The 25,489-nt window shown below is 60.7% G+C and carries 18 protein-coding genes, 1 tRNA gene and 3 pseudogenes; 11 read left to right on the forward strand and 11 right to left on the reverse strand.

Annotated features, from left to right (window positions below; translation table 11 throughout):
• Window positions 1–6: 6 nt before the first annotated feature.
• Together NVB75_RS29925 and NVB75_RS29930 are read right to left on the reverse strand one after the other, a co-directional pair.
• Window positions 7–402: an aldo/keto reductase gene (locus tag NVB75_RS29925; RefSeq protein ID WP_258344589.1), complete on the reverse strand. Its 396-nt coding sequence runs from the start codon at window positions 400–402 to the stop codon at window positions 7–9.
• A gap of 7 nt (window positions 403–409) precedes the next feature.
• Entirely contained in the window at window positions 410–1,357 is a 948-nt protein-coding gene (locus tag NVB75_RS29930; protein WP_258344590.1) for a LysR substrate-binding domain-containing protein, read from the reverse strand.
• Between the two features lie 164 nt (window positions 1,358–1,521).
• On the opposite strand from NVB75_RS29930, the pseudogene NVB75_RS29935 reads away from it, so the two are divergent.
• From NVB75_RS29935 to NVB75_RS29945, 3 genes and pseudogenes are all read left to right on the forward strand, one after another.
• A pseudogene (locus NVB75_RS29935) lies at window positions 1,522–2,210 on the forward strand (SDR family oxidoreductase).
• A gap of 185 nt (window positions 2,211–2,395) precedes the next feature.
• A complete protein-coding gene (locus NVB75_RS29940; RefSeq protein ID WP_258344591.1) occupies window positions 2,396–2,716 on the forward strand; it encodes an aldo/keto reductase in 321 nt (106 codons plus the stop codon).
• Between the two features lie 97 nt (window positions 2,717–2,813).
• Window positions 2,814–2,889: transfer RNA gene (locus NVB75_RS29945), tRNA-Asn, on the forward strand.
• A gap of 145 nt (window positions 2,890–3,034) precedes the next feature.
• Here the strand turns inward: NVB75_RS29945 and NVB75_RS29950 are convergent.
• From NVB75_RS29950 to NVB75_RS29960, 3 genes and pseudogenes are all read right to left on the reverse strand, one after another.
• Window positions 3,035–3,435 (reverse strand): annotated as a pseudogene (locus tag NVB75_RS29950) (DoxX family protein).
• A gap of 17 nt (window positions 3,436–3,452) precedes the next feature.
• Window positions 3,453–3,902: pseudogene (locus NVB75_RS29955) on the reverse strand (alpha/beta hydrolase); the annotation flags it as partial.
• A gap of 6 nt (window positions 3,903–3,908) precedes the next feature.
• A complete protein-coding gene (locus NVB75_RS29960; RefSeq protein WP_258344592.1) occupies window positions 3,909–4,808 on the reverse strand; it encodes a LysR family transcriptional regulator in 900 nt (299 codons plus the stop codon).
• 140 nt (window positions 4,809–4,948) lie between these two features.
• Here NVB75_RS29960 and salA point away from each other — a divergent pair, with 140 nt between their 5' ends.
• Window positions 4,949–6,232, forward strand: coding sequence for a salicylate 1-monooxygenase (salA, locus tag NVB75_RS29965; RefSeq protein WP_258344593.1), 1,284 nt, complete (start codon window positions 4,949–4,951; stop codon window positions 6,230–6,232).
• A gap of 9 nt (window positions 6,233–6,241) precedes the next feature.
• Here salA and NVB75_RS29970 read toward each other — a convergent pair whose 3' ends face one another.
• Window positions 6,242–7,492 carry a benzoate/H(+) symporter BenE family transporter gene (locus NVB75_RS29970; RefSeq protein WP_258344595.1) on the reverse strand — a complete coding sequence of 417 codons (1,251 nt, stop codon included), beginning with the start codon at window positions 7,490–7,492 and terminating at the stop codon, window positions 6,242–6,244.
• 153 nt (window positions 7,493–7,645) lie between these two features.
• Here NVB75_RS29970 and NVB75_RS29975 point away from each other — a divergent pair, with 153 nt between their 5' ends.
• The 3 genes from NVB75_RS29975 to NVB75_RS29985 all read left to right on the forward strand — a co-directional run bounded on the left by NVB75_RS29975 (window position 7,646) and on the right by NVB75_RS29985 (window position 13,775).
• On the forward strand, window positions 7,646–9,142 hold the full coding sequence (locus tag NVB75_RS29975; protein ID WP_258344596.1) for a PLP-dependent aminotransferase family protein: 1,497 nt from the start codon (window positions 7,646–7,648) through the stop codon (window positions 9,140–9,142).
• 208 nt (window positions 9,143–9,350) lie between these two features.
• Window positions 9,351–11,402: a TonB-dependent siderophore receptor gene (locus NVB75_RS29980; protein ID WP_258344597.1), complete on the forward strand. Its 2,052-nt coding sequence runs from the start codon at window positions 9,351–9,353 to the stop codon at window positions 11,400–11,402.
• 327 nt (window positions 11,403–11,729) lie between these two features.
• Entirely contained in the window at window positions 11,730–13,775 is a 2,046-nt protein-coding gene (locus NVB75_RS29985) for a prolyl oligopeptidase family protein (RefSeq protein WP_258344598.1), read from the forward strand.
• On the opposite strand, the gene mug is transcribed toward NVB75_RS29985, so the two are convergent.
• Window positions 13,762–14,277 carry a G/U mismatch-specific DNA glycosylase gene (gene mug, locus NVB75_RS29990; RefSeq protein WP_258344599.1) on the reverse strand — a complete coding sequence of 172 codons (516 nt, stop codon included), beginning with the start codon at window positions 14,275–14,277 and terminating at the stop codon, window positions 13,762–13,764. The genes NVB75_RS29985 and mug overlap by 14 nt on opposite strands.
• 312 nt (window positions 14,278–14,589) lie before the next feature.
• Entirely contained in the window at window positions 14,590–14,976 is a 387-nt protein-coding gene (locus tag NVB75_RS29995) for a MarR family winged helix-turn-helix transcriptional regulator (RefSeq protein WP_258344600.1), read from the reverse strand.
• 309 nt (window positions 14,977–15,285) lie between these two features.
• Between NVB75_RS29995 and NVB75_RS30000 the strand changes: the two genes are divergently transcribed.
• From NVB75_RS30000 to yghU, 4 genes are all read left to right on the forward strand, one after another.
• A complete protein-coding gene (locus NVB75_RS30000) occupies window positions 15,286–18,474 on the forward strand; it encodes an efflux RND transporter permease subunit (protein WP_258344601.1) in 3,189 nt (1,062 codons plus the stop codon).
• A gap of 1 nt (window position 18,475) precedes the next feature.
• Window positions 18,476–19,657 carry an efflux RND transporter periplasmic adaptor subunit gene (locus NVB75_RS30005; protein ID WP_258344602.1) on the forward strand — a complete coding sequence of 394 codons (1,182 nt, stop codon included), beginning with the start codon at window positions 18,476–18,478 and terminating at the stop codon, window positions 19,655–19,657.
• A complete protein-coding gene (locus NVB75_RS30010) occupies window positions 19,650–21,077 on the forward strand; it encodes an efflux transporter outer membrane subunit (RefSeq protein ID WP_258344603.1) in 1,428 nt (475 codons plus the stop codon). The genes NVB75_RS30005 and NVB75_RS30010 overlap by 8 nt, the downstream gene beginning before the upstream one ends.
• Window positions 21,078–21,218: 141 nt before the next feature.
• The gene (gene yghU / locus NVB75_RS30015) at window positions 21,219–22,052 is read left to right on the forward strand and encodes a glutathione-dependent disulfide-bond oxidoreductase (RefSeq protein WP_258344604.1); all 834 of its coding nucleotides are present in this window, start codon (window positions 21,219–21,221) and stop codon (window positions 22,050–22,052) included.
• 96 nt (window positions 22,053–22,148) lie between these two features.
• Here yghU and NVB75_RS30020 read toward each other — a convergent pair whose 3' ends face one another.
• The 3 genes from NVB75_RS30020 to NVB75_RS30030 all read right to left on the reverse strand — a co-directional run bounded on the left by NVB75_RS30020 (window position 22,149) and on the right by NVB75_RS30030 (window position 25,421).
• Window positions 22,149–23,444, reverse strand: a complete 1,296-nt coding sequence (locus tag NVB75_RS30020) for a cation:dicarboxylate symporter family transporter (protein ID WP_258344605.1) — start codon at window positions 23,442–23,444, stop codon at window positions 22,149–22,151.
• Between the two features lie 91 nt (window positions 23,445–23,535).
• Window positions 23,536–24,744 carry a pyridoxal phosphate-dependent aminotransferase gene (locus tag NVB75_RS30025; protein WP_258344606.1) on the reverse strand — a complete coding sequence of 403 codons (1,209 nt, stop codon included), beginning with the start codon at window positions 24,742–24,744 and terminating at the stop codon, window positions 23,536–23,538.
• 11 nt (window positions 24,745–24,755) lie between these two features.
• Window positions 24,756–25,421 carry an RraA family protein gene (locus NVB75_RS30030; protein WP_258344607.1) on the reverse strand — a complete coding sequence of 222 codons (666 nt, stop codon included), beginning with the start codon at window positions 25,419–25,421 and terminating at the stop codon, window positions 24,756–24,758.
• Window positions 25,422–25,489 lie beyond the last annotated feature (68 nt).

Raw genomic sequence — 25,489 nt, forward strand, 5'->3', positions numbered from 1 at the left:
AGGTCATCAATCGCGGGTGGGTAAACGCTCATCCGCCTGGCGCTCGAGCATCCAGCCAGGGTACTCGGGGTGTGGCTGGCTGACTTCGTCCAGCGTGGCGATATCCTTGTCTGTCAAACGCACTTGGCTGGCACGAAGGTTGTCGTCCAATTGCTCCAGCGTCTTGGCGCCGACGATGACGCTCATCACGCCTTTGCGGTGCAATAACCAGGCGAGCGCGATCGCTGAAATCGAAACGCCGTGTGCCTGGGCAATGGGGGTCATCACGTCAACGAGGTCATAAACCCGCTCCCGGTCTACGGGAGGAAAGTCGAATGCTGAGCGGCGTGCGCCCTCGGGGCTCTGCGTCGACCGGGTGAATTTCCCGGACAGCAGCCCGCCGGCCAGCGGGCTCCATACCATTACACCTTCAAACGCGTGATGGCTTGCTCTGCGCGGGAGTATCGAGACCGGCCCCCTCCGGGCGCTGGTGTTGCATGACAAAGTCGATGAATGCACGAAGCGCAGGCGCCATCTGACGTTGACTGGGGTAGTACAGGTAAAACCCGGGAAAGGTCGGTGTCCACTCTTTGAGAATGTGGATCAACTTGCCTGCCTCGATCAGTTCAGCCACCTGGTTTCTGAACAGGTACGCGATGCCGACACCATCGAGCGCGATGCGGGTCAGCATCTCGGGTTCAGTTACGACCAGTGGGCCCTTGACTTCGATTTCCAGCGACTCGCCATTGCGCTCGAATTCCCAGCGATACAAGCTGCCATCCGTAGGCCAGCGATAAGTCAGGCATTGATGATTGGCCAGCTCCTGCGGAGCTTTTGGGGTGCCGTTGCGCTTGAGGTAGTCTGCCGACGCAACCACCATCATCTCCAGGTGATCGCCCAGCTCTTGGGCCACCATGTCCTTGTCCAGTTTTTTGCCCAGCCTGACACCGGCATCGAACCCACCGGCAACGATATCCACCAAGCGTTCATCGGTAACGATGTCGAATTGAATGCCCGGATATGCTTTTAGAAACGGGCCTATCAACGGAGCGAGATAATGGATGGCGGCCAGTCGACTGGTATTGATGCGCAGGAGCCCGCACGGGCCATCATTGGACTCCCTCAATCTGGCTAATGCCGTGTCCAGTGACGTCAGGGCCGGCAGCAGGTCCGCGAGGAGCCTGGCGCCGATCTCTGTTGGAGAGACACTGCGGGTCGTGCGGTTGACCAGGCGAACGTCCAGGCGTTCTTCCATAGTGCGGATTGTCTGGCTCAGGGCGGAGGCGGACATTCCCAGGTGTGCGGCGGCGCGGACAAAACTTCCCTGTTGAATGACCGCAGCAAACGCTTGCAGTTGGGCGTATTCGTTGCCTCGCATTGTGTCCACTTCCTTAATGGGTCATGCGGATAATAACGCATTATCAAATGGATCCAATTACGCAATACTCAGCCCGGCTTCGAGCTTTTTACGTCAACAATGGAGGTAGACCTGTGGGCAGATTCTCTGGCAAACGCATTTTGATAACCGGGGGCACGAGCGGCATGGGGTTGGCAGGTGCCAAGCGTATTGCTGACGAAGGCGGCCGAGTGGCTGTTACGGGCTTCAGTCGTGAGCATCTCGAAGAAGCCGCAGCGACACTTCCTGCTGATGCGTTGGTGTTCAGAAATGACGTATCGGATCCTGACGCCGTAGCGCAATTGGTGGACGAGGTCAGGAAGTTGGGGGGCTCGATGGCTTATGGCTGAACGCGGGTTATGCTCAAGTGGGCTCAATCGAAGACACAGATGCGCAGTTTTTCGACCGGATGATGAGCGCCAACGCGCGAGCGCCGCTACTTCAACTTGCCCAACTGACCGACCTGCTTTCTCCCGGTGCCTCCATTGTGTTGACGTCTTCGACCTCAGCCTATGAGTCGGCCCCCATGGCCAGCGTCTACGCGGCAACCAAAGGCGCAATGATTTCTATGGCGCGTTGCTGTGCTGCGGCGTTAGGGCCGCGAGGCATCAGGGTTAACGTACTGGTGCCGGGCCCGATTGATACCAACTTTCGCAACTTCATGCCTGATGACGTCCGTCGACAGTTCGAAAATGGGTTGGTCAATCAATTGCCGTTGCGGCGCGTCGGTACGGCAGCCGAAGCGGCGGCTGTCGCCTTGTTTTTACTGTCGGATGATTCTTCCTACGTCACCGGCAGCCAATACGCAGTGGATGGCGGCTTGACGATGCGTTAATAGCGAACTCACCGGGTTCTTTACGCGATGTGTTGTGCCCAATAAGCAGTCAATGAGTCAGAAGTATAAAGTTTTAGTTGCGGTGTTTCGTCAAGTGCACATTTTTCAGGCAGTCAGCCGTAGCAGTATAGAGTTGAAACTCTTATATGAGTGGCTGCTTACTCGCTAAAAACTATGTGTAAGGGATGACTGATGGGCAACAGCAACAATCATTGCGGACGCAGACGGACAAGGTGCAATCCTGGCTCTATGAATCGGCGGTGGAAAGCGACACAAGGATCATCGAGGTGGTTACCTCAATTGCCAGGGAGCGAGGCGTCACCAATGCTCAGGTCGCACTGGCCTGGTTGCTTGGGCAGCCGGCTGTTGCATCGCCGATTATCGGCGTGACCCGTCTGGAGCAGCTTGATGAGCTGGTGGGTTCACTTAGCATTGAGCTTGAAACCGAGGAGCTCTCACGACTCTCTGCGCCTTACACGCCCCATGCCGCACCCGAATACGTTTAGTCTTGCGCCGGCTGGCCCATGAATTGATTCGGTCGGTGTTGGGCTGGAAGTATTCAGTGCTTGACTTCTCCTTTTCAATCAGTAACATACGGCGCATTCCGCGATAGCTCAGTTGGTAGAGCAAATGACTGTTAATCATTGGGTCCCTGGTTCGAGTCCAGGTCGTGGAGCCAGATAGTGAAAAAGCCTGCAGAGATGCAGGCTTTTTTTTGCCTGGGATTTGACCTGGCGAAACCTGGTGAGGGGTGATCTTGATCTGCACTCCGCCTGCATGGGGCCACGCTCGTCACTTTGCTCAAGCGCGGCCTGTCGCCTCGATCAGGCTTTGCCGGAAGACTTTGTCGCAAACGCACCATCGCTCAGCAGCGCAACGACCAGCGCGGTGACGCACAGGTAGATCGGATATTCCCAGCCGCCGTTGGCGTTGGTGAAGCTCCAGCCATTGCCGAAGTGCACAGTCGCCGCAACGAACAGTTGAACCACCGCCAGGGCAGCGATCCAGCGCGAGTAGACGCCCAACACCAACAGCAGGCCGCCGATCACTTCAAAGGCCATCACCGGATAAGCCAGAAAGCCCGGAAAGCCGATGGATTCGAAAAAGCCGGCGGTGACCGCAGGGGTGAACACCAGCACTTTGGTCAGGCCATGGGCAAGGAACATGATGCCCAGGGCAGGCGCAAAACGAAGGCGGCGTAGGGAGCGGTGCGTGTGTCGATCATGGTGAAGATCCTTTTGTTCAGTGAGAAAGCGGCAAGGTTTGAGTCAGCCATTGAGAAAAATCAGCCAGTTCCTGCGCGACGATCTCGTGGCCCATGGTGTAGAAATGCGTTTCATGGACGACGCCAAGACGGTCCAGCCAGGCATCCGCCTCTTGCGCCCAGGCGATAGGCAGAACGTTGTCCTGATGACCATGCGCGATAAACGCGCGTACGGATTTGAGTCGCCCTGCGGACGCTACATGTGGATCAAGCTCGCGCAACATGCGTCCGCTCAACAGGGCAAAACCGACCACCTGTTCAGGCTCGGTCAGCCCCACGCTGGCGCTCATGATGCCGCCCTGGCTGAAGCCTGCGATCACGGTCGGCATCGCTGGCAGCGCATCAATAAATCGGCTCGACAGTTGTCGGCTGGATTCAGCCTGCTCTTGGTTGAAGGAAGGGCCGTTGCTGGTGAAGTTCACCTGGTGATGAGGCTAATCGCTGAACAGTTCAAACATCAATTGTCGGAACCATTTATTGGCCGGGTCCCGATTGTATTTGCCGTGCCAGAACAGGTTGATTGCAATCTCGGGCAAGGGCATAGGCAACGGCAGGCTCGTCAGGCCAAAAGGGCCGGCGCAACTGTCGGCGAAACGCTCGGGGACGGTGGCGATCAGGTCAGTGTTCTGCAGGATATGGCCCACCGCAACAAAGTGCGGCACCTCTAACCGAATCTCACGTTGCAGGCCTGCGCGCTGCATGTGTGTGTCAATTTCCCCATGACCGGTGCTGGCGGCCACGATCCTCACATGCCCAAACTCACAGAATCGTTCCCGGGTCATCGGCAGTTCAGTCAGCGGGTGGTCTTTTCGGCACAGGCACACATAGCGGTGATGAAACAGGCGGCGCTGGTAGAAGCCTGCCTGCAGGTCCGGCAGGAGCCCGACCGCCAGATCCACCTCACCATTGGCCAGGCTTTCGGAGAGATCGGCATGGCTGCGCAGGGTGCTCACCGAAACGCCCGGCGCTTGCTTCAGCAGCGCCTCGATCAAGCGCGGCACAAAGTAAATTTCGCCGATGTCAGTCATCGCCACCACGAACCTTTTCTGGCTGGTGGCCGGGTCGAATTCATCGTGGCGGTTGATCGCGCCGTGCAACAGGCCGATTGCCTGGGAGACGGGTTCCGCCAGTTGCGCGGCATAGGGTGTGGGCTGCATGCCCTTGGGCGTCCGTACAAACAGTTCATCGTTGAACGTGGTCCGCAGCCGCTTCAGCGCGTTACTGACAGCGGGTTGAGTCAGCCCGAGGCTCTCGGCTGCTGCTGACACGCTTCGGTCCAGCAGTATCTGGTTGAAGATCACCAAAAGGTTCAGGTCCAGCTCGCGCAGGTTCATCTTGGCTTATCGCTCTGTGGACTTCAGAAAGGTTATGAATATTCAGGATGGTGATAGTTTGTATGGGGGCGAGGGCATTTATCAATGATTTGTGAATAGTCATGATCGGACTATTCCAAAAACAAACATAAGGTTTACCCATGACTAGCCCTCAATCTGTCTTGCAACTGGGCATTGTCGGCGGCGGCATCGCTGGCGTGGCCCTGGCACTCGATCTGTGCCGTCACAAGCACCTGGAAGTGACATTGTTCGAAGCAGCTCCCGCCTTTGGTGAGGTGGGCGCCGGTGTGTCGTTTGGTGCGAACGCTGTTCGCGCCATCGAAGGACTGGGCATTGGCAAACCCTACGAACGGATCGCTGACCGAACCCCGCAACCGTGGCAAGACATCTGGTTTGAATGGCGTCGCGGTGCAGACGCCGGCTATCTCGGTGCCAGCGTCGCCCATGGCGTGGGCCAGTCCTCCGTGCACCGTGCAGATTTTCTTGATGCCTTGGCCAAACAACTGCCGGACGGCATCGCGCGCTTCGATAAGCGTGCGGTCAGCGCGCAAGAGACGGGCGACAGGGTCAGCGTCCAGTTCACCGACGGCACAGACTATGAGTGCGACCTGCTGATCGTCGCAGACGGAATCAAGTCCAATCTTCGCGACTATGTACTCCAGGGGCTCGGCCAGCCTTTGGTCGCACCGCGTTTCAGCGGCACCTGCGCCTACCGCGGCATGATCGACAGCGAGCAACTGCGCACGGCCTATCGCGCTGCTGGTATCGACGAGCATTTGATTAACGTCCCGCAAATGTACCTGGGCCTCGACGCCCACATCCTCACATTCCCCGTCAAGCAAGGCCGGCTGATCAACGTGGTGGCGTTTGTTTCTGACCGCAGCGACCCGAACCCGGTATGGCCACCAGGCACACCCTGGGTGAAAAGCACCAGCCAGGCCCAGATGCTGGAGGCGTTCGCCGAATGGGGCGATGCCGTACGCGTTCTGCTCGAATGCATTCCCGACCCGACCCTGTGGGCCCTTCATGAACTCGGCGAACTTGCAGGCTATACCCATGGCCGGGTCGGACTGATCGGTGACGCTGCTCACGCCATGCTCCCACACCAAGGTGCCGGGGCAGGGCAAGGGCTGGAAGATGCCTGGCTGCTCGCCCGCCTGCTGGGAGACCCACGAGTGTTGGAGAGTAACGCCCAAGACGTACTTCAGGCGTATGACGCGATTCGGCGACCACGCGCCTGCCGCGTGCAGCGCACCTCTTGGGAGGCCGGCGAGCTCTATGAGTTTCGGGATCTCCAGGTCGAGGATCGAGAAGCCCTCCTGTCCACCACCCTGGCCAGTCGATTCGACTGGTTATGGAACCACGACATGCAGTCGGACCTTGCGGATGCACGCGCTCGGCTTGGGTGGGCTGAAGCCGTTTGATCGCGTATCTCAGTTGGCAGCGCCTTTACGGGTCACAGGCTCGGCAGCAGGATTGAGGGAAACCGGCTCGCGACGCGGCAAACGGCCGTTGAGGACGGCGTACGCCACCAGACCCATCAGCAGCCCCCAGAATGCTCCACCGATGCCGAACAAAGTGATGTTGGCGGCAGCAGCCAAAAAGGTAATCAGCGAGGCTTCGCGGGATTTGGCGTCGGCCATGGCACTGGCCAGGCTGCCGCCGATGGTGCCCAGCAGGGCGAGCCCGGCCAGCGTCGTGATGAAGGCTGCCGGGAAGGCCATGAACACCGCCGCGAGGGTCACACCGAAGATCCCTACGAGGATGTAGAAGACGCCAGCAGCCAGGCCGGCGATCCAGCGTTTGGAGGGTTCTTCATGGGCCTCCTTGCCGGTGCAGATGGCTGCTGTAATCGCCGCGATGTTGAACGCGTGAGAACCAAAGGGCGCCATGAGCAAAGAACCCAACCCGGTGAGGGTCACGATCGGATTGGCACTGGTGCTGAACCCATCGTTGCGCAGTACCAGCATGCCAGGCATGTACTGACCGGTCAGGGTGATCAGAAACAGCGGCAGCGCGACACTGAGCAAAGCATTGAGCGAGAACTCAGGCTGGGTGAACACGGGTGCCGCGAGTTGCAGCCCCAGCCCCGACAAATCCAGGCGTCCCTGAATCAGCAGGAAGGCCAACCCCACTGCCAGAATGCCCACCACCGCGTAGCGCGCGGTAAAACGTTTGAGCAGGATGTAGGCACCGATCAGCAACCCGACCAGCATCGGATCAATGCTCATGCCGCCAAAAGCCCCGATGCCAAACTGCAGCAGGATGCCGGCCAGCAGTCCTGCGGCCACACCCGGCGGGATCAGTCGGATGACTTTTTCGAAGTAGCCGGACAAGCCCAGTAGCACGAAGGCAGCGGCCGAGATCATGTACGCTCCCACCGCCTCGGCATAGGGCGTGGTGGCCAGGGCGACCACCAGAAATGCCGCTGCGGGTGTCGACCACGCAGTGATGATCGGCTCGCGAGAAACCCAACTGAGGACCAGCCCGGTAACGCCCACGCCAATCGACACGGACCACACCCACGAAGCTGTCAACTCAGGGCTCAGCCCAGCGACCTTGGCTGCCTGGAAGACCAGAATGAACGTACCGCCATAGTTGACGATGACCGAGATCAGGCCGGCGACAATCGGATGAATGAGATCGCCGAGGCGAATAGATGACTTGGTTGTTGAAGAAGGCATGGCTTTAATTTTGCTCCTTGCAAAGAGAGGTACTTGGCCTCGACTGGAAAGTGATTTATAACGCTGAACTGGCCTGTTTAGCCCGTACACTTTTGCGTATGCAACCAGACCACTTTTCTTTGCAGGCCAACTTATTTATCCAGGGCAGACCGCATGGCAAAAACCTTCGAGCTCGAAACGCTGAAGATGCGGCTCACCGACCCCGAGTTTCAGTTGCTGGATCTGCACCAGCGGATTCAGCGCGCCCTGCGTGCACTGATCCTCGACGGAGCCCTTGACGCAGGCCTGAAGCTGCCGGCAACCCGGGTTCTGGCCAAGACGCTCGGCGTTGCCCGCGACACGGTCGAGAACGCCTACGTGCAATTGCAGCGTGATGGCTTCATCGTGCGGCGCGAGGGTTCGGGCAGCTATGTATCCGAGACGGTTGGCACCGAATTACGCGGGGCGGCGCGTCGGCGCATGAAGCTGCAAGACACCCCACGCAGCGAGGTGGTGCCAGGACCGGGCTTGAGCCGACGCGGTCGGATGATTTTCGACAGTGGTGGAGTTAACGATCAACAGGTGATCAAGGCCTTTGCCACAGGTCTGCCGGAAACCCGCACCTTCCCCACCGATGTCTGGGAACGCCTGCAACGCCAGGTCATGAAGGACCACCGCGGCAATGTTCTGCTGCACGGAGACCCGCAAGGCGCGGAGCCTCTGCGCAAGGCCATAGCCACCTACTTGAACCTCGAGCGCGGGGCCACATGCTCCCCCGATCAGATTCTGGTGTTGAGCAGTACTCGCCAGGCGCTTTTTCTGTGTGCGCAGTTGTTGGTGGATGTCGGCAAACCGATCCTGCTGGAAAACCCGGGCTACTACGGCGCCAGGAAGGCCTTTGAAACCGCCGAGACCAAGGTCGTGCCCATTGACGTCGATGCCCAAGGCATACGCACAGACCTGCTGTACGCCGACCGTAGCGGCGCCAATTGCGTCTATGTCACGCCGTCTCATCAATACCCCACCGGCGCAACCTTGTCGCTGGAGCGTCGTCTTGAGCTGATCAACTGGGCAGCGGAGAAGGGCAAGTGGGTCATCGAAGATGACTACGACAGCGAGTTTCACTACGACGGACAGCCCACTGCCTGCGTTCAGGGCCTGGACAAGTACCAGCGTACGCTCTACATCGGCACCTTCAGCAAGACCCTCTACCCTGGGTTGCGAATGGGCTACATGGCACTGCCCCACGAGTTGATCAAAGCCTTCACCTACGCGCGCAGCATCATCGACGGTCACACGCCACAAATCCTGCAACTGACCCTGGCGCGCTTTATGGAGGACGGCCATTACAACGCCCATGTCCGGGCCATGCGCAAGCTATATGCCGGGCGCCGTTCCATCATGCTCGATGCGATCAGCAAGCACCTGGACGGCATCGTTACCGCTTTGCGTCCACCCGGCGGGCTACAAATTCCCTGCCTGCTGCACGATGGTTGGTCGGAGGAAAAGACCCTCCGCCAAGCTGCCAGCGCGGGCGTGCAACTGCCCGGCCTCAGTCGGCTGTACGCTGGCGAGGAGAAGAAACACGGTTGGCTATTGGGGTATTCGTCCTTGACCGCCTATGAAATCGAAGCAGCGATGCTGCGCCTGGCCAATGCGCTGAGTAAGTAATAGGCCTGCAAAGCCCCAGCTCTCTTGGCCCCCATAAGGGGGGAGCATTTCAAAACGGGTACAAAATATTTTGAAATAATTTCAGTTAATGAGTTAGATTCCTATTAGCGTTATCAGCAACGATCGTCCTTGATCATCTTGTCGTAGGAATTTTTCTTTGAAACATCGCTTTCCAGCCACTCTGTTGCTTGCCGGTGCATGCAGCGCCATGCCTCTTGCCCACGCTGTAGAAGATTTGACGCTGCCGGCGACCCAGATCGATGGAAGCAGTGAACGCGCTGACGGGCCGAGCGACGGCTACCAGGGCAGTCCGGCATCCAGCACGACCCGCCTGGGTCTGACGGACAAGGAGACACCGCAGGCCGTGACCACCATCACTCGGCAAGCACTCGACGACTTCAAGATTACGGGTATCAAGGACGCGCTGCGCTCCGCGCCCTCAGTGACCGTGGAGCAAACCGAAACCGATCGTACGGAGTTCACTTCCCGCGGTTTCGACATCAACAACTTTGAATACGACGGTGTGGGCATGCCGTTCGTGGGCACCACACTGATCGGTGAGCAGGACTTGGCCGAGTTCGAACAAATCGACATCTTGCATGGCGCCAACGGCTTGATGAGCGGTGCCGGTAACCCGTCGGCCACGGTCAATTTCGTGCGCAAACGCCCGACCGACACGTTCCAGGCGCAAGTCGATACCAGCGTCAGTTCCTGGGACGGCCGTCGCGTAGACGTGGACGTTGCCGGGCCATTGACGGACTCCGGCAACGTCCGTGGCCGCTTCATCTATTCCCACGACAAGGGCAATTCCTGGATGGATCGCTACAGCCACGAGCGTAATGTCGCCGCTGGCCTGCTGGCCTTCGATCTGTCTGATGCCGACACGGTGACGGTGGGTTTTTCCCAGCATGACAGCAACTCCAACGCCAGCACCTGGGGCAACCTGCCGCTGGTGGATAACAACGGCAACGCCATCCACTATGGCAGCCGCAGCTCCAGCATCGGCCAGCCCTGGACCTATTGGAACCTGCGTACCCAGCGCATGTTTACTGAGCTCAAGCATGACTTTGGCAATGGCTGGAACGCCACGGTCACGGCGACGGGGATCGTCGAGAAGCAAGACACCAACATGCTGTACGTCGCCGGGGTTTCAGGTGATGACGCCTCGGTGTTTGCCGCCAACACCACCAGCGAGGACCATCAGTTGCTGGGCGAGGCGCAGGTCTCTGGACCGTTCAGCCTGTTTGGTCGCGAGCATGAACTGACCGTCGGTGCCGCCTATGGCCGCACCCACCAGAAGGCTCGAGAGTACGATGCGGCCGAATCCGGTTATTACGATGCATCGTTCTCGCAGGTGTTGGCGGGGAACCTGGCGCATCCGTCGTTCGTATTTACCAGTGACGGCAACACTCAGAATTTCACCGACACCCAGAAAAGCGTTTACGCCGGTGCGCGGTTCAGCCTGGCGGATAACCTGCACTGGATCGCTGGCGCACGGATGATCAGCCTGGATGCTTCCGGCGACAGTTATGGCGCCGACTACTACACCCGCGCGCACGGCAAGGTCACGCCCTATACCGGCCTGGTCTACGACCTGAGCAATCAGTGGAGCGTGTATGGCAGCTGGACGAAAATCTACAGCGCGCAATACAACCTGGGTGTCGACGGGAAATTGCTTGCACCTCTGGAAGGCAAAAGCATGGAGGCGGGTGTGAAGGGCAGTCTGTTGGATAACCGCCTCAACGTGACCGCGGCTGCGTTCAAGACCCAGCAGCAGAATGTCGCGGAGTACGCCGGTTTGGTCGAGGGCCGGCAGGTCTACAACCCGATGGATTACAAGAGCCACGGCATCGAGCTGCAAGCCTCCGGCGAAGCGCTGCCTGGCCTGGATCTGCTCGCCGGTTATACGTACGTGCGCATCGACAATGACGACGGAGAGAAGGCGCGCAAATATGTGCCGACCCACAGCGTGCGGGGCATGCTCACTTATCGTCTGCCGGGTATGCCCAAGGCCAAAGTCGGCACGCGGGTCAGTTGGCAGGGCGCGGTGGAAAACGACACCAACAGTGCTATCCGTCAAAACGCCTATGCGTTGCTCGACTTCATGGCCAGCTATGACATTGACAGCAATTGGAGTACGTCCGTAAATCTGAACAACGTTACCGACCGCAAATATTTGTTATCGCTGTACAACAGTGCGTCTACAGCCAGCTACGGGGCACCGCGCAACGTCGTGGCCTCCGTGACCTGGAAATACTGATGCCGCCTGAAGGCTCAGAGTGATCGAGCCTTCGCACAATCCCCAGGCTCCCGCGACTGTATTTCAACTACGACTAGGTCATAGCCCGCACAGCCGGGTGATCGTGGTTCAGCCTGAGCGTTCCGCCAGGGCGGTTCAAGTCTTGATGGCGCTCCACCTTATGCCCCGGCTTCGCCCAACTGAAAAAGACGTTCAAACTTTTCCCCTCGTGCTTTGGCTGTTTGTCGAAGGGTGAGATGCCTGCCCCCCGGCTCGCCCAACTGAAAAAGACGTTCAAACTTTTCCCCCTACGTGCTATCCATGGCTGTTTGTCGACAGGAGTCGAGCATGACCACACTTCCCGCAATCACCCCTGATCTTTTCCAATGGCTTGAAGACGTCGACGGCGAGCAATCGATGCACTGGGTACAGGCCCAGAACCTCAAGACCGAAGACCGACTCGCCCGCTCCGATAGCTTTCGGCAAATCAAAGCCGATGTACTGGAGATGCTGGACTCGGACAGCAATATCCCCTACGTCGACAAGGTCGGCGCCTATTACTATAACTTCTGGATGGACGCCGCTCACCCGCGGGGCCTGTGGCGTCGCACCACGCTTGAGGAGTACCGCAAGCCTCAGCCCGCCTGGGAAACGCTGCTGGACCTTGATGCACTGAACGCCGCCGAAGGCGAAAACTGGGTATGGCACGGTGCTGACTATTTGCACCCGGACTACCAGCGCTGCCTGCTGGCGTTGTCCCGAGGCGGGGCGGATGCGAGTGTCACCCGGGAGTTTGATCTGGCCAGCAAGACCTGGGTCGAAGACGGTTTCCAGTTGCCTGAGTCCAAGGGTGGCCTGGGCTGGATCGACCGTGACAACGTCTATGTCTTCACCGATTTTGGTGAAGGGACGATGACCCGCTCCGGTTACCCGCGCATCGTCAAACAGTGGCAGCGTGGTACGCCGATGAGTGCCGCCCGTATTGTCTACGAAGGCACGCTGGATGATATGTACATCGCGGCGATGCACGATGATACGCCGGGCTATGAGCGTGACTTCGTCAGCCGCACGCTGGCGTTCTACAACAACGAGCTGTACCTGCGGGGCAACGGCGGCCAGTTAAGTAAAATCGACGCGCCAAACTCGGCGGAAAAGTCGGTGTACAAAGACTGGCTGCTGCTGGAACTGCGGGAGGACTGGGCGCTTGATGAGGTGTTTGTGGCCGGCTCGTTGCTGGCGATCCGGTTTGATCGCTTCATGGCAGGCCAGCGGGATTTCGACGTGCTGTTCGCTCCTACGGACAGCACCTCGCTGGCGGGGTTTTTCTGGACGCTGAATTATCTGGTGCTGAACGTCCTTGACCACGTCAAGAACCGCCTCAGCGTCCTCACCCCCGGCGCGAGCGGCTGGCAGCACCGCCCGTTCACCGGGGCGCCGAGCATGGGGACGGTGGATGCCAGCGCAGTGGACAGCGACGACAGTGATGCCGTCTGGCTGGTGACCACTGACTACCTGACGCCGACCACCTTATCGCTGGCCGAGATCGGTCATCCGCCCGAGGTGCTGAAAACCCTGCCGGCCTTTTTCGATTCCAGCCAGCACGTGATCGAACAGCACTTCGCGGTCTCCAGGGATGGCACTCGTGTGCCGTATTTCCTGGTGCTCGGCAAAGACCTGCCGCGCAACGGCACGGCGCCGACCTTGCTCTATGGCTACGGCGGCTTTGAATACTCCCTGACCCCGTATTACTCCGGTAAGGCAGGCCGCGCCTGGCTCTCGAAGGGCGGGGTGTACGTGGTTGCCAACATTCGCGGTGGCGGTGAATACGGCCCTCGCTGGCACCAGGCAGCACTCAAGCAGAACCGTCCGCGCGCCTATGAAGATTTTGCCGCAGTGGCCCAAGACTTGATCGATCGCGGGATTACTTCACCCCGACACCTGGGCGCGGAGGGTGGCAGCAACGGTGGTCTGTTGGTCGGCAATATGCTGACCCAATACCCTGAACTGTTCGGTGCAATCGTCTCCCAGGTGCCCCTGCTCGACATGCAGCGCTACCACCTCTTGTTGGCCGGAGCGTCGTGGATGGGGGAATACGGTAATCCGGACGAGCCTGAAGAGTGGGCGTATATCCAGACGTTTTCGCCGTACCACTTGTTCGATCCGGCGAAGGCCTACCCACCGGTGTTTTTCCTGACCTCTACCCGCGATGACCGGGTGCATCCAGCCCACGCCCGCAAGCTGGCGGCGAAGATGATCGACGCCGGCAAGGACGTGACGTACTACGAAAATATCGAGGGTGGGCACGGCGGAGCGGCGGACAATGCACAGGCTGCGCATATGAGTGCGCTGGTCTACAGCTTTTTGTGGGAGAAGCTGAGTCCTAATCGGGACTGAGTGTTGCCCGCCTTAATTGTTGGTATGCCTGCACCAACTGGTCGAGCGTAAACCCAAGGTTTCTGCCGCTGGGGTTGGGCAGAACCCACACAGCCGCATGCCCCAGGGTGTGCGGTTGAAGCCCCCAGGCAATCTGCTTCTGCCCGCTCAACGCGCTATAGGCTGCCTTTCCCAGAAACGCCACATACCGTGGCGCATAACGTGCGATCTTGCGTTCAAAACTCACCGCTGCTGCCCTGAATTCATCCGCTGACAACTGATCCGCCCGGGCCGTAGGCCGCTCCACCACCGTGGTCAGCCCGCATTGGTACTGCAGAATCGTGCGGTCGTTTTCCGGCTGCACTTCATGGGGCGTAAACCCGGCCAGGTGCAGCGTGCGCCAGAACCGGTTGCTCCTGCCCATGAAGTGATGCCCGGTGGCGGCGGCCTTCAGGCCAGGGTTTATGCCGCAGAAAATCACGGCCAGGTCTTTGGTCAGAATGTCTTCGAGTGTTTCGTTCATGCTGAGTCTCAGGCAAGTGTCTTTCATGACTTTTGGAAAAACACAGGGGGCGGTCAAGCGTATCAATCGTGGTTAACGGGGCCCGCAGATCAACAGCAGAGCTGCTTTATGTGGGAGCGGGCTTGCTCGCGAAAAACCTGAGAACGCCGCGTTGAATCAGGATGCCAGCGTCATCGTTGACGACCTTCGCGAGCAAGCCCGCTCCCACATTTGACTGTGCCCGCTCTTGATTTTGATCTTAGGCGGCCCGCGGAGTAATGCCGGCAAGAGCGGAACCCATATCAGCCATTACCTAAATAACCGATATGCCCCCTAACCCAACAACGCCCGAGCAAACTCATCCGACGCAATAAAGTCCATGGCCTTGCGCAACTCGCAAGCCGCCTCAGCCCCAAACACCTCATCAAACCGCACCGCCATCTGCCTGGACACCACCCGCGCGTCCTCGTACTTACGCTGCCCCGCGTCGGTCAACAGCACCCGCCGGCTGCGGCGGTCCAACTCATCCACCTGCAACACCACCAACCCATCCCGCACCAGCGGCTTGAGCGTGTGCCCGAGGGCCGACAAATCCATCACCAACGATTGCGCCAAATCACGCATTTTCGGCGCGTCCCCATTGGCAATGTGGTTCATCAACGAATACTGAGTGGCCTTCAGCCCAAACGGCAAAAACGCCTCATCATAGATTTGCGCCATCCGCCGGGACGCACGACGCACGGCGCCGTTAGAGCAGGTACTGGGACTATTCAGGCCGGGTGGTGCGCATTTCACAGGCTGATCACTCGCTACAGATCAAGGGTTAACCGAACGTTAATCCGGCAAGATGAATATTGACACATGTAGCAACAAATTAGTTGCGTATGCCTCTAAACGCTATATCGTGGCATATGCCTCTATTTTGACCGGATGTCAGCGCAGTTGGCCCGGATCACAGACGGGCGAGGCAGGAGGGAAGCACTGTTCAGTGCCTCCTTCAGTGTTCAACTTCCTGTCTGGATCACACCTATGCTCAGCCTTGTGCGCATCGCATTGCGGCGCCCCTATACCTTCCTGGTATTGGCTATTTTCATTCTGATTGTGGGCCCGCTCGCGGCCGGGCGTACCCCGACCGACATCTTCCCCGAAATTCGCATCCCCGTGATTGCCGTGATCTGGCAGTACACCGGCTTGCCTCCGGATCAGATGGCCGGCCGGATCACCTCGCCGTTCGAGCGGGTGCTGACCACCACGGTCAACGACATCCGCCATATCGAGGCGGAGTCGTTGAACGGCTTCGGCATCGTCAAGGTGTACTTCCAGCCAGGCGTCAATATCAGTACCGCCAACGCGCAAATGACTTCGGTGTCCCAGGCCATCCTGCGTCAATTGCCACCGGGCACCACGCCGCCGCTGATTCTCAACTACAGCGCCTCGACCGTGCCGATCGTGCAATTGGCGTTGTCCGGCAAAGGCCTCAGCGAACAGAAACTCGGTGACCTGGGCCTCAACACCGTGCGCTTGATGCTGACCACGGTGCCCGGTGCGGCACTCCCATACCCGTTTGGCGGCAAGACCCGCCAGGTGCAGATCGACCTCGACTCGGCGCAGATGCAGGCCCGCGGGCTGTCGGCGCAAGACGTGGCCACCGCCCTGGCCACGCAGAACCTGATCACCCCGATAGGCACACAAAAGATCGGCAGCTACGAGTTCAACCTGCAACTGAACAACTCGCCGACGGATTTCCACGACCTGGAAAACCTGCCGATCAAGACCGCCGACGGCACTACCGTGTTGATTCGTGACGTGGCCACCGTACGCGACGGCAACCCGCCGCAGACCAACATCGTGCACGTCAACGGCAACCGTTCCGTGTTGCTGCCGGTGCTCAAGACCGGTTCGGCCTCGACCCTCGGGGTGATCGCCGGCATCAAGGACAAACTGGCCGACAACAAAGGCGCGTTGCCGCCCAACCTGAACATCGACCTGATCGGCGACCAGTCGCTGTTCGTGCGTTCGGCCATCAGCGGTGTGGCCCGTGAAGGGGTGATTGCAGCGGCGCTGACCAGCCTGATGATCCTGTTGTTCCTCGGCAGTTGGCGCTCCACGGTGATCATTGCCACCTCGATTCCGCTGGCCATCCTGTCGTCGATTGCCACGCTGTCGGCGCTCGGTGAAACCCTCAACATCATGACCCTCGGCGGCCTGGCATTGGCCGTGGGGATTCTGGTGGACGACGCCACGGTGACCATCGAGAACATCAATTGGCACCTGGAGCAGGGCAAGCCGGTGGAGACGGCGATCCTCGACGGTGCGGCGCAGATCGTCACGCCGGCGTTCGTGTCGCTGCTGTGTATCTGCATCGTGTTCGTGCCGATGTTTTTCCTGGAAGGCGTGGCGCGCTTTCTGTTTGTGCCGATGGCGGAAGCGGTGATCTTCGCGATGATCGCTTCGTTCATCCTCTCGCGAACCCTGGTGCCGACCCTCGCCAATTACCTGCTCAAGCCTCACGAACATCATGCGGACGGCACGCCGGTGGTTGCGCCGTCGAGCAACCCGCTGGTGAAATTCCAGCGCGGGTTCGAGCGCCAGTTTGAAGCGTTTCGCGGGGTTTACCACGGGGCACTGGAGAGTGCCTTGCATCACCGCCGTATCGTGGTGATCGCGCTACTGGCGTTTGTTGCCGTGTCGTTTGCACTGGTGCCGTTTCTCGGCCGCAACTTCTTCCCCGAGGTCGACTCCGGGCAGATCCTGCTGCATGTGCGTGCACCGATCGGCACACGTGTCGAGAGCAATGCGCGGCTGGTGTCGCAGATCGAAAACACCATTCATAAAGTGATCGAGCCCCAGGAACTGGCGGCCATCGTCGACAACATCGGCCTGGCCATCAGCGGGATCAACGTGGCCTACAACAACACCGGCACCGTCGGCTCCCAGGACAGCGATATCCAGATCAGCCTGAAAGAGGGCCATCGCCCCACCGCCGAATACATGCGCGAACTGCGGGAACGACTGCCCCGTGAATTCCCGAATGCGGTGTTCTCGTTCCCGGCGTCGGATATCGTCGGGCAGATCCTCAACTTCGGGTCTTCCGCGCCGGTGGATGTGCAAGTCAGCGGCAATAACCTGCCAGCCAACTTCACCTATGCCAGCACGTTGCTGCGGGAAATCCGGCGGGTGCCGGGTGTGGTGGATGCGCGTATCCAGCAGTCGCGGCAACTGCCGACCTTCAATATCAATGTGGACCGTACCCAAGCCCAACTGGTGGGCCTGAACGAGCGCGACGTGACCAACAGCCTGGTGGTTAACCTCGCCGGTTCCAGCCAGGTGGCGCCGACGTTCTGGCTCAACCCGGCCAACGGCGTGTCCTACCCGATTGTGATGCAAACCCCGCAATACGGCCTCGACACCCTGGCCGCCTTGCATAACCTGCCGTTGAGCGGCAGTGCCGGTGTGGCAGCGGACCAGACCCTCGGCGGCCTGGCCTCCATCGACCGCAGCCACAGCAACTCGGTAGTGACCCAATCGGATATCCAGCCGGTGGTGGAGGTGTTGACCGCGGTCCAGGGCCGCGACCTCGGCGCCGTCGCCGCCGACATCCAGAAGATCATCGCCGCCCACGCCAGCGAGGTGCCCACCGGTTCCAAAGTGCTGTTGCAGGGCCAGGTGCAAACCATGAACGCGGCCTTCAGCGGCTTGCTGTTTGGCCTGCTCGGCGCGGTGGTGCTGATCTACCTGTTGATCGTGGTCAACTTCCAGTCCTGGGCTGACCCGTTCGTGATCATCACCGCCTTGCCGGCGGCGCTCGCGGGCATTGTGTGGATGCTGTTTATCACCCACACGCCGCTGTCGGTACCGGCCTTGACCGGGGCGATCATGTGCATGGGGGTGGCCACCGCCAACGCGATCCTCGTGGTGAGCTTCTGCCGTGAACGCCTGGCGGTGCACGGGGATGCGGTGCAGGCGGCGCTTGAAGCCGGCTTTACCCGTCTGCGTCCGGTATTGATGACCGCGATTTCGATGATCATCGGTATGGCGCCGATGGCCCTGAGCCTGGGGGAGGGCGGCGAACAGAACGCCCCGCTGGGCCGTGCGGTCATCGGCGGGTTGGCCTTCGCCACCATTGCCACGTTGTTCCTGGTTCCGCTGATTTTCAGTCTTGTGCACGGGCGGCGTCAGCACGCCACGCTTGCGACCACCGCCACTCAAGGGGTTTGACATGTCCACTTCCGTTTCCCATCCGGGTTCGCCCCGCCGTAAATCCCGTGGTCTGCTCTGGCTGATGCTGGGGCTGGTAGTGCTGGTCGCCGTGGTGGTGTTCGGCATCGGCGTGCGCGCCAGCGAATCCCGCGACCTGAAAACCTGGACCGATGCCCAGGCCTTGCCCAGCGTGATCCTGATCACCCCAAGCGTGCAGCCCCAAGGGCCGATCCTGAACCTGCCGGGGCGCCTTGAGGCGTATTCACGGGCGTCGATCTTTGCCCGGGTCAATGGCTACCTCAAGACCTGGAACGTCGACATCGGCGACCACGTAAAGGCCGGGCAACTGCTGGCCGAAATCGACACGCCGGAGCTCGATCAGCAACTGCTGCAAGCCAAGGCTGTACTGGCTTCCGCCCAGGCCGACGAGTCGCTGGCACAGACCACCGCCAAGCGCTGGCAGGCGATGCTGGCCTCGGATTCGGTGTCGCGCCAGGACGTGGATGAGCGCACCGGCGACCTCACCGCCAAGCAGGCCAAAGTGGTCGCGGCCAAGGCCAATGTGGACCAGTTGATTGCCACCAAGGGCTTCCAGCGGTTGACTGCGCCGTTCGCTGGCGTGGTCACCGCGCGCTCCACCGATGTGGGTGCGTTGATCAGTGCCGGTGGTGCCACTGGCAAAGAGCTGTTCGCGGTCTCCGATGTCAGCCGCCTGCGGGTGTATGTTCAGGTGCCGCAGTCGTCGGCGCCGCAGATCAAGGTCGGCACCGTGGCGCGTCTGAGCGTGCCGGAATATCGCGGTGAAACCTTCACCGCCAAGGTGATCGCCACTGCCGATGCGGTGAATGCCGCGTCCGGCAGCACCCTGGTGCAATTGCTGGTGGACAACCCCGGCAGCCGCCTATTGCCGGGCGGCTACACCAGCGTGCAGTTCACCTTGCCGGTGCAGACCGACGTGCTGCGCCTGCCTGCCAGCGCCCTGGTGTTCGATGACAAAGGCATGCGTGTGGCGACCCTCGATGCGAACAATCACGTGCACTTCAAGACCGTGACCATCGCTCGGGACTTTGGTGACAGCGTGGAAATCGGCAGTGGCCTCGTCGCCACCGACCGGGTGATCGACACCCCGCCCGACGGCCTGGCCGACGACGATTCGGTGCAGCTGGCCGCCAACACTTCAGAGGTCAAACCCCATGGCTAAGCGCATTTGCCTGGTATTGGTCGCGACCCTGGGTCTGGGCGCCTGCCACCTGGCGCCGCCGCTGGACGTGCCGGAGGTCCCCGTGGCCGCGCAGTTCCATACCCGGGGCCCGTGGACCGTCGGCACGCCGAACGACCAAGCGAGTCGCGACGGTTGGTGGCACATCTACAAGGACCCGCAACTGGATGGGATGGAGCAGCAGTTGCTGCAAAACAACCCGGACTTGAGCGCGGCACTGGCTCACTATTCCCAGGCCCAGGCGTTTTTGGCTCAGGCGCAATCCGGGCTGTTTCCGAAGCTGATCGGTTCCAGCAATGCTCAGCGCATTCGCCAGTCGGACACCCGTCCACTGCGCTCGGCCAGCCCGCCGAATGTCTATGACTCCGGCACCGTGGGCGTGGAACTGGACTATGAAGTCGACCTCTGGGGCCGCGTGCGTGACACCGTTGCCGCCGGCACCAGCGATGCCCAGGCCGCCAAGGCGGACCTGGCTTCGGTGCGCTTGAGTTTGCAGGCACAGTTGGCCGACAGCTATATCCGCCTGCGCGGCATCGACCGGCAAGACCAGTTGCTGCAGGAAACCAGCGATGCCTATGCCAAGGCCCTGAGCCTGACCGAAGGCTTGCACGGCGGCGGTATCGTTTCCGGCCTGGACGTGGCGCGGGCGCGTACCCAACTGTCGACGGTCAAATCGCAACTGAGCCAGAACCGGGTGCAGCGTGCAGTGCTCGAACACTCGATAGCGGCGATGCTGGGTGAGTCCGCATCGACCTACGCGATTGCCCCCAGCGTTGCGGACATCGCCTTGCCCGGCGTGCCCACCGGTGTGCCGTCTACGCTGTTGCAGCGCCGGCCGGATATCGCCGCTGCCGAGCGCCGGATTGCCTCGGCCAACGCACGCATAGGCGTCGCGAAAGCCGCGTGGTTCCCGGCCCTCACCCTGAGTGCCCAAGGCGGTTTCCAGAGTGATGAGTTCGCGCATTTGTTGAGTGCGCCCAACATCTTCTGGGCCATTGGCCCGTCGCTGGTGGGGACGATTTTTGATGGCGGCGCGCGCCAGGCCGGCGTCGACAGTGCCAAGGCGGCAACTGATGAAGCCGCGGCCAAGTATCGTGGTGTAGTGTTGACCGCGTTCGAGCAGGTGGAGAACAACCTGTCGATTATCTCCGGGCTCGACACCGCCCTGGTTGACCAGCGCGATGCCGCCGCTGCCGCGCAGTACGCCGAGGACTTGTCCCTGGCGCGCTATCGCCAGGGCGGCGCCGCCTACCTGGATGTGGTGACGGCGCAGGTAGCGTCGTTGCAGGCACAGCGAACTGTACTGGATCTACAGACTCAACAGTTAAGCGCCAACGTAGGGCTGATCAAGGCCTTGGGTGGCGGCTGGAATATGGCCCAACTGGCCCAAAAGAACCTGTAGGAGCGAGCTTGCTCGCGAAGGTCGTTAACGATTATGCGTATTTATAGGTTAAACGCGGCGCTCTCGAGTTTTTCGCGAGCAAGCTCGCTCCTACAGTCAGTTAGTTAGTTGTTGTGAACATTGAATCCAAGGAGTAGTGGCATGACTGATTACGTACCGCCAAAAGTCTGGACCTGGAAAACCCAAAACGGCGGCACCTTCGCCAGCATCAACCGGCCCATTGCCGGCGCGACCCACGACAAGGAATTGCCGGTAGGCCGTCATCCGTTGCAGCTGTATTCGTTGGCAACGCCCAATGGCCAGAAGGTCACGATCCTGCTGGAAGAGCTGCTGGCCCTGGGGCACAAGGGCGCGGAATACGATGCGTGGTTGATCAAGATCGGTGACGGCGACCAGTTCGGCAGCGGCTTCGTCGGCGTGAACCCGAACTCGAAGATTCCCGCGCTGCTGGACCGCAGCGGGCCCAAGCCGATTCGGGTGTTCGAGTCCGGAGCGATCCTGCAGTACCTGGCCGAGAAGTTCGGTGCGTTCCTGCCCACCGAACCGGCGGCCCGCGCCGAGTGCCTGTCGTGGTTGTTCTGGCAGATGGGCAGCGCGCCGTACCTGGGCGGTGGTTTCGGGCATTTCTATGCCTACGCGCCGACCAAGATCGAATACGCCATCGACCGTTTCGCCATGGAAACCAAACGCCAACTGGACGTGCTGGACAAGCAACTGGCCGAGCACGAATACATCGCCGGGGATGAGTACACCATCGCCGACATGGCGATCTGGCCGTGGTATGGCGGCCTGGTGAAAGGCCGCTTGTATGAGGCGGGGGAGTTTCTCTCGGTGCAGGATTACACGCACGTGCTGCGCTGGGCCGATGCCATCGAAGCGCGGCCGGCGGTGCAGCGTGGGCGCCGGGTCAACCGCGTGTCGGGCGAGCCGTCAGAGCAACTGCGCGAGCGGCATGAGGCGTCGGACCTAGACTGACCCATCCGCCCTTGTGGCGAGGGAGCTTGCTCCCGCTGGGCTGCGCAGCAGCCCCAAAACCTGCGCCCACGTTCTGCCTGAAAGAATGCGGGATGCTTATTGGGGCCGCTTCGCAGCCCAGCGGGAGCAAGCTCCCTCGCCACGGGTTTCTGCGGTGCCTTCACGGCGCTCCCACTTGGCGATCACCAGCGGTGCCAGGGCATTGCCCAGCACATTCAATGCGGTGGTCGGCATTTCCATCAGGCGATACACCCCGGCGATGAAGGCGATGCCCTCCAACGGCAAGCCCGCACTCGCCAGGGTCGCCGACAGGATCACGAACATGAACCCCGGCACCCCGGCGGCGCCCTTGGACGTCAGCACCATGGTCACCACCAGCAGGGCCTGGTCGCCCAGGCTCAGGTCGATGCCATACAACTGCGCTACGAACAGCGTGCCGATCCCAAGGAACAGCGACGCACCGTCCAGGTTGAACGAATACCCCACCGGCACCACAAAGCTCACCAGCGAAGGCGGTACGCCGTAGGTTTCGAGCTTCTTCATCAGTTGCGGCATTACCGCCGCCGAGCTGGCGGTGGAGAACGCCAGGATCAGCTCATCCTTGATATGCCGCATCAACGCAAACAGGTTGATCCCGCACAGCCGCGCCACCAGGTTGAGTACCACCAGCACGAAGAACGCAATCGACACGTAGCTGACCATGATCAACTTGGCCAACGGCAGCAGCGAACTGAACCCGAAGTTGGCCACGGTGACTGCGATCATCCCGAACACGCCGATAGGCGAGTAGGCCATGATCATCGACGTCACCTTGAACATCGCTTCCGACACCCCGCGCAGCAAGGCAATCACCGGGTCTTTGCGCTCGGCCGGCAAGCGCGAAACCCCGAGGCCAAACATCACCGCGAAGAACAGCACCGACAGCAAGCTGCCCTGGGCCATGGCGTTGATCACGTTGTCCGGAATGATCCCGACAATGATCTGCCCCAGGCTGTGGCCGCCACCGGTGCTGCTGGTGGGCAAGGTCACGGCGCTGGCTTTCAGGCTGGCCAGTTCGGTGCCGGCACCCGGCTGGAGCAGGTTGCCCATCACCAGCCCGACGATGATCGCCAACGTGGTGATGCAGAAGAAATAGCCCAGGGACTTGGCCCCGATGCGTCCCAGGGATTTACCGTCACCGTGCCCGGCAATGCCCACCACCATGCAGGCAAACACGATGGGCACGACGATCATCTTCATCAGCTTGATAAAGATATCGCCCGCCGGTTGCAGCAGGTTGTCCACCAGCCACGGCCGGGATTCGGGAAAACGGTGCAGCAGGGCACCGATGGCGATGCCGGCGAGCAGGCCGATCAGGATTTGCCAGACCAGCGCGATGCGGGGCTTGTGCATGGGAGTGCCTCATTTATATCAATGATTATGAGTGTTGTTCTAGGCAGTCAATGAGCGGCCGTCCGTGGCCGCCGGGTGGGGCGGGTATCCGTCAGCGCAATCGATGGCACGCTTCATTCAGGCGACGGCAACCTTCTTCAATCACTTCAAGCGAGCTGGCGAACGACAGCCGGATATACGGCGACATGCCGTACGCCGCACCACTCACGGTGGCCAGGCCGTGTTCCCGCAGCAGGTACTCGGCCAGTTGTGTGTCGCTGTCGATCCGCTCGCCGTGCGGGGTGGTCTTGCCGATCAATCCGGCGACGTTGGCGAACACGTAGAACGCGCCATCCGGCGGGGTGAAGCTCACGCCGGGGATGTCTTCGAGCAGGCCCAGCATGCGTTCACGGCGTTGCTGGTACACCTCGCGCATCCCGGCGATGGGCGCCTGGTCGCCGGCGAAGGCGGCAACCGCCGCGGCCTGGCTGAGAGAGCTGGGGCAGGTGGTGGTTTGCGAAAGCAGCTTGGCAATGGCCGCGATCAACCACGCCGGGCCAGCCCCGAAACCCAGGCGCCAACCGGTCATGGCATAGCCCTTGGAGGCGCCGTTGACGATCAGCGTGCGCGGTTTCAGGTCCGGTGCGAGTCGGGTCAGAGACACGTGGCGGGCAGCGTCGTAGACAAAGTGCTCGTAGATCTCGTCGGCCATGATCAGCACGTGGGGATGACGCCGCAGCACCTCGGCCAGGGCCAACAGCTCGGCTTCGTTATACACCGCGCCACTGGGGTTGTTCGGGCTGTTGAGGATCACCCATTTGCTGCGCGGGGTGATCGCCTGTTCCAGGGCTTGCGGCGACAGCTTGAACCCCAGTGACTCATCGCCGGGAATGATCACCGGCGTCGCGTCATTCAGCCGTGCGATGTCCGGGTACGACACCCAATACGGCGTGTGCACGATGACTTCGTCGCCGCGATTCAGGGTCGCCGCCAGGGCGTGATAGATGATGTGCTTGCCACCGCAGCCGGCAATCACTTCGTCCAGCCCATAGTCCAGCTGGTTATCACGCTTGAGCTTGAGGCAGATCGCCTGGCGCAGGGCGAGGGTGCCGCTGGTGGCGGTGTAGTGGGTGTCGCCACTGCGCATCGCGGCGCTGGCTGCTTCGAGGATATGCGCGGGCGTATCGAAATCCGGTTCGCCCACGGTGAAGTTGACGATGTCCCGGCCCTGGGCGCGCAGTTCGCTGACCAGTGCGTTGGCGGCGATGCTCGGGGAGGGCGCAATGCCCAGCACCCGATCGGAGAGAAATGCAGTGCTCATGATGTTCCCCTTCAACCTGCCAGGCCGGCCTGCTGCAGCACCTTGTCAATCCAGCTCTGGTGCACCGCACCGCTGGAGATTTCGGCTTTGACTTCCTCTTCGTGGGCCGCGTGTTGAGCCGCCTTGCGCAGTACTTCGGCGGCGTCGGCCTGGGAGAAGGCGACCAGGCCGTCTTCGTCACCCACCAGCACATCCCCCGGGTTGATCAGCATGCCGCCGATGGACACCGGCACATTCACTTCCCCCGGGCCGGTCTTGTAGGGCCCGCAATGCACCACGCTGCGGGCGTAGCAGGGCGTGTCCTCGAAGCTCGCGACATCCCGGATCGCCCCGTCAATCACAAACCCCACGCAGCCGCGTTGCTGGGCGTAGAGCTTGACCAACTCGCCGATCACCGCGTTGTTGGTGTCGCCCTGGGCGTCCACCACCAGCACGTGGCCGGGCTCCAGCATGCTCAATGCCTTGTAGATCAGCAGATTGTCGCCAGGGCGGGTTTTCACCGTGAGCGCGGTGCCCACCAGCTTGCCGGTTCGGTTGTAGCGGTTCAGCCCGCGGGCGCCGATGTGCCGGCCGAGGTTGTCGCTGATGTGCGGGGTGACCACGTGAGTGAAGGCTTCAAGCACTTCGGCAGAAGCCAGCGGTGGGTTGGGGAGGATGCGGAAACCGGGCAAGGACATGGCTGTAACTCCGATTGATCTTATGGGTCTGTGGCTAGATCTTAGGAGTGATGAACATACAGTTTTAG

The organism is Pseudomonas sp. CBS (assembly GCF_024734645.1).
GTDB lineage: Bacteria > Pseudomonadota > Gammaproteobacteria > Pseudomonadales > Pseudomonadaceae > Aquipseudomonas.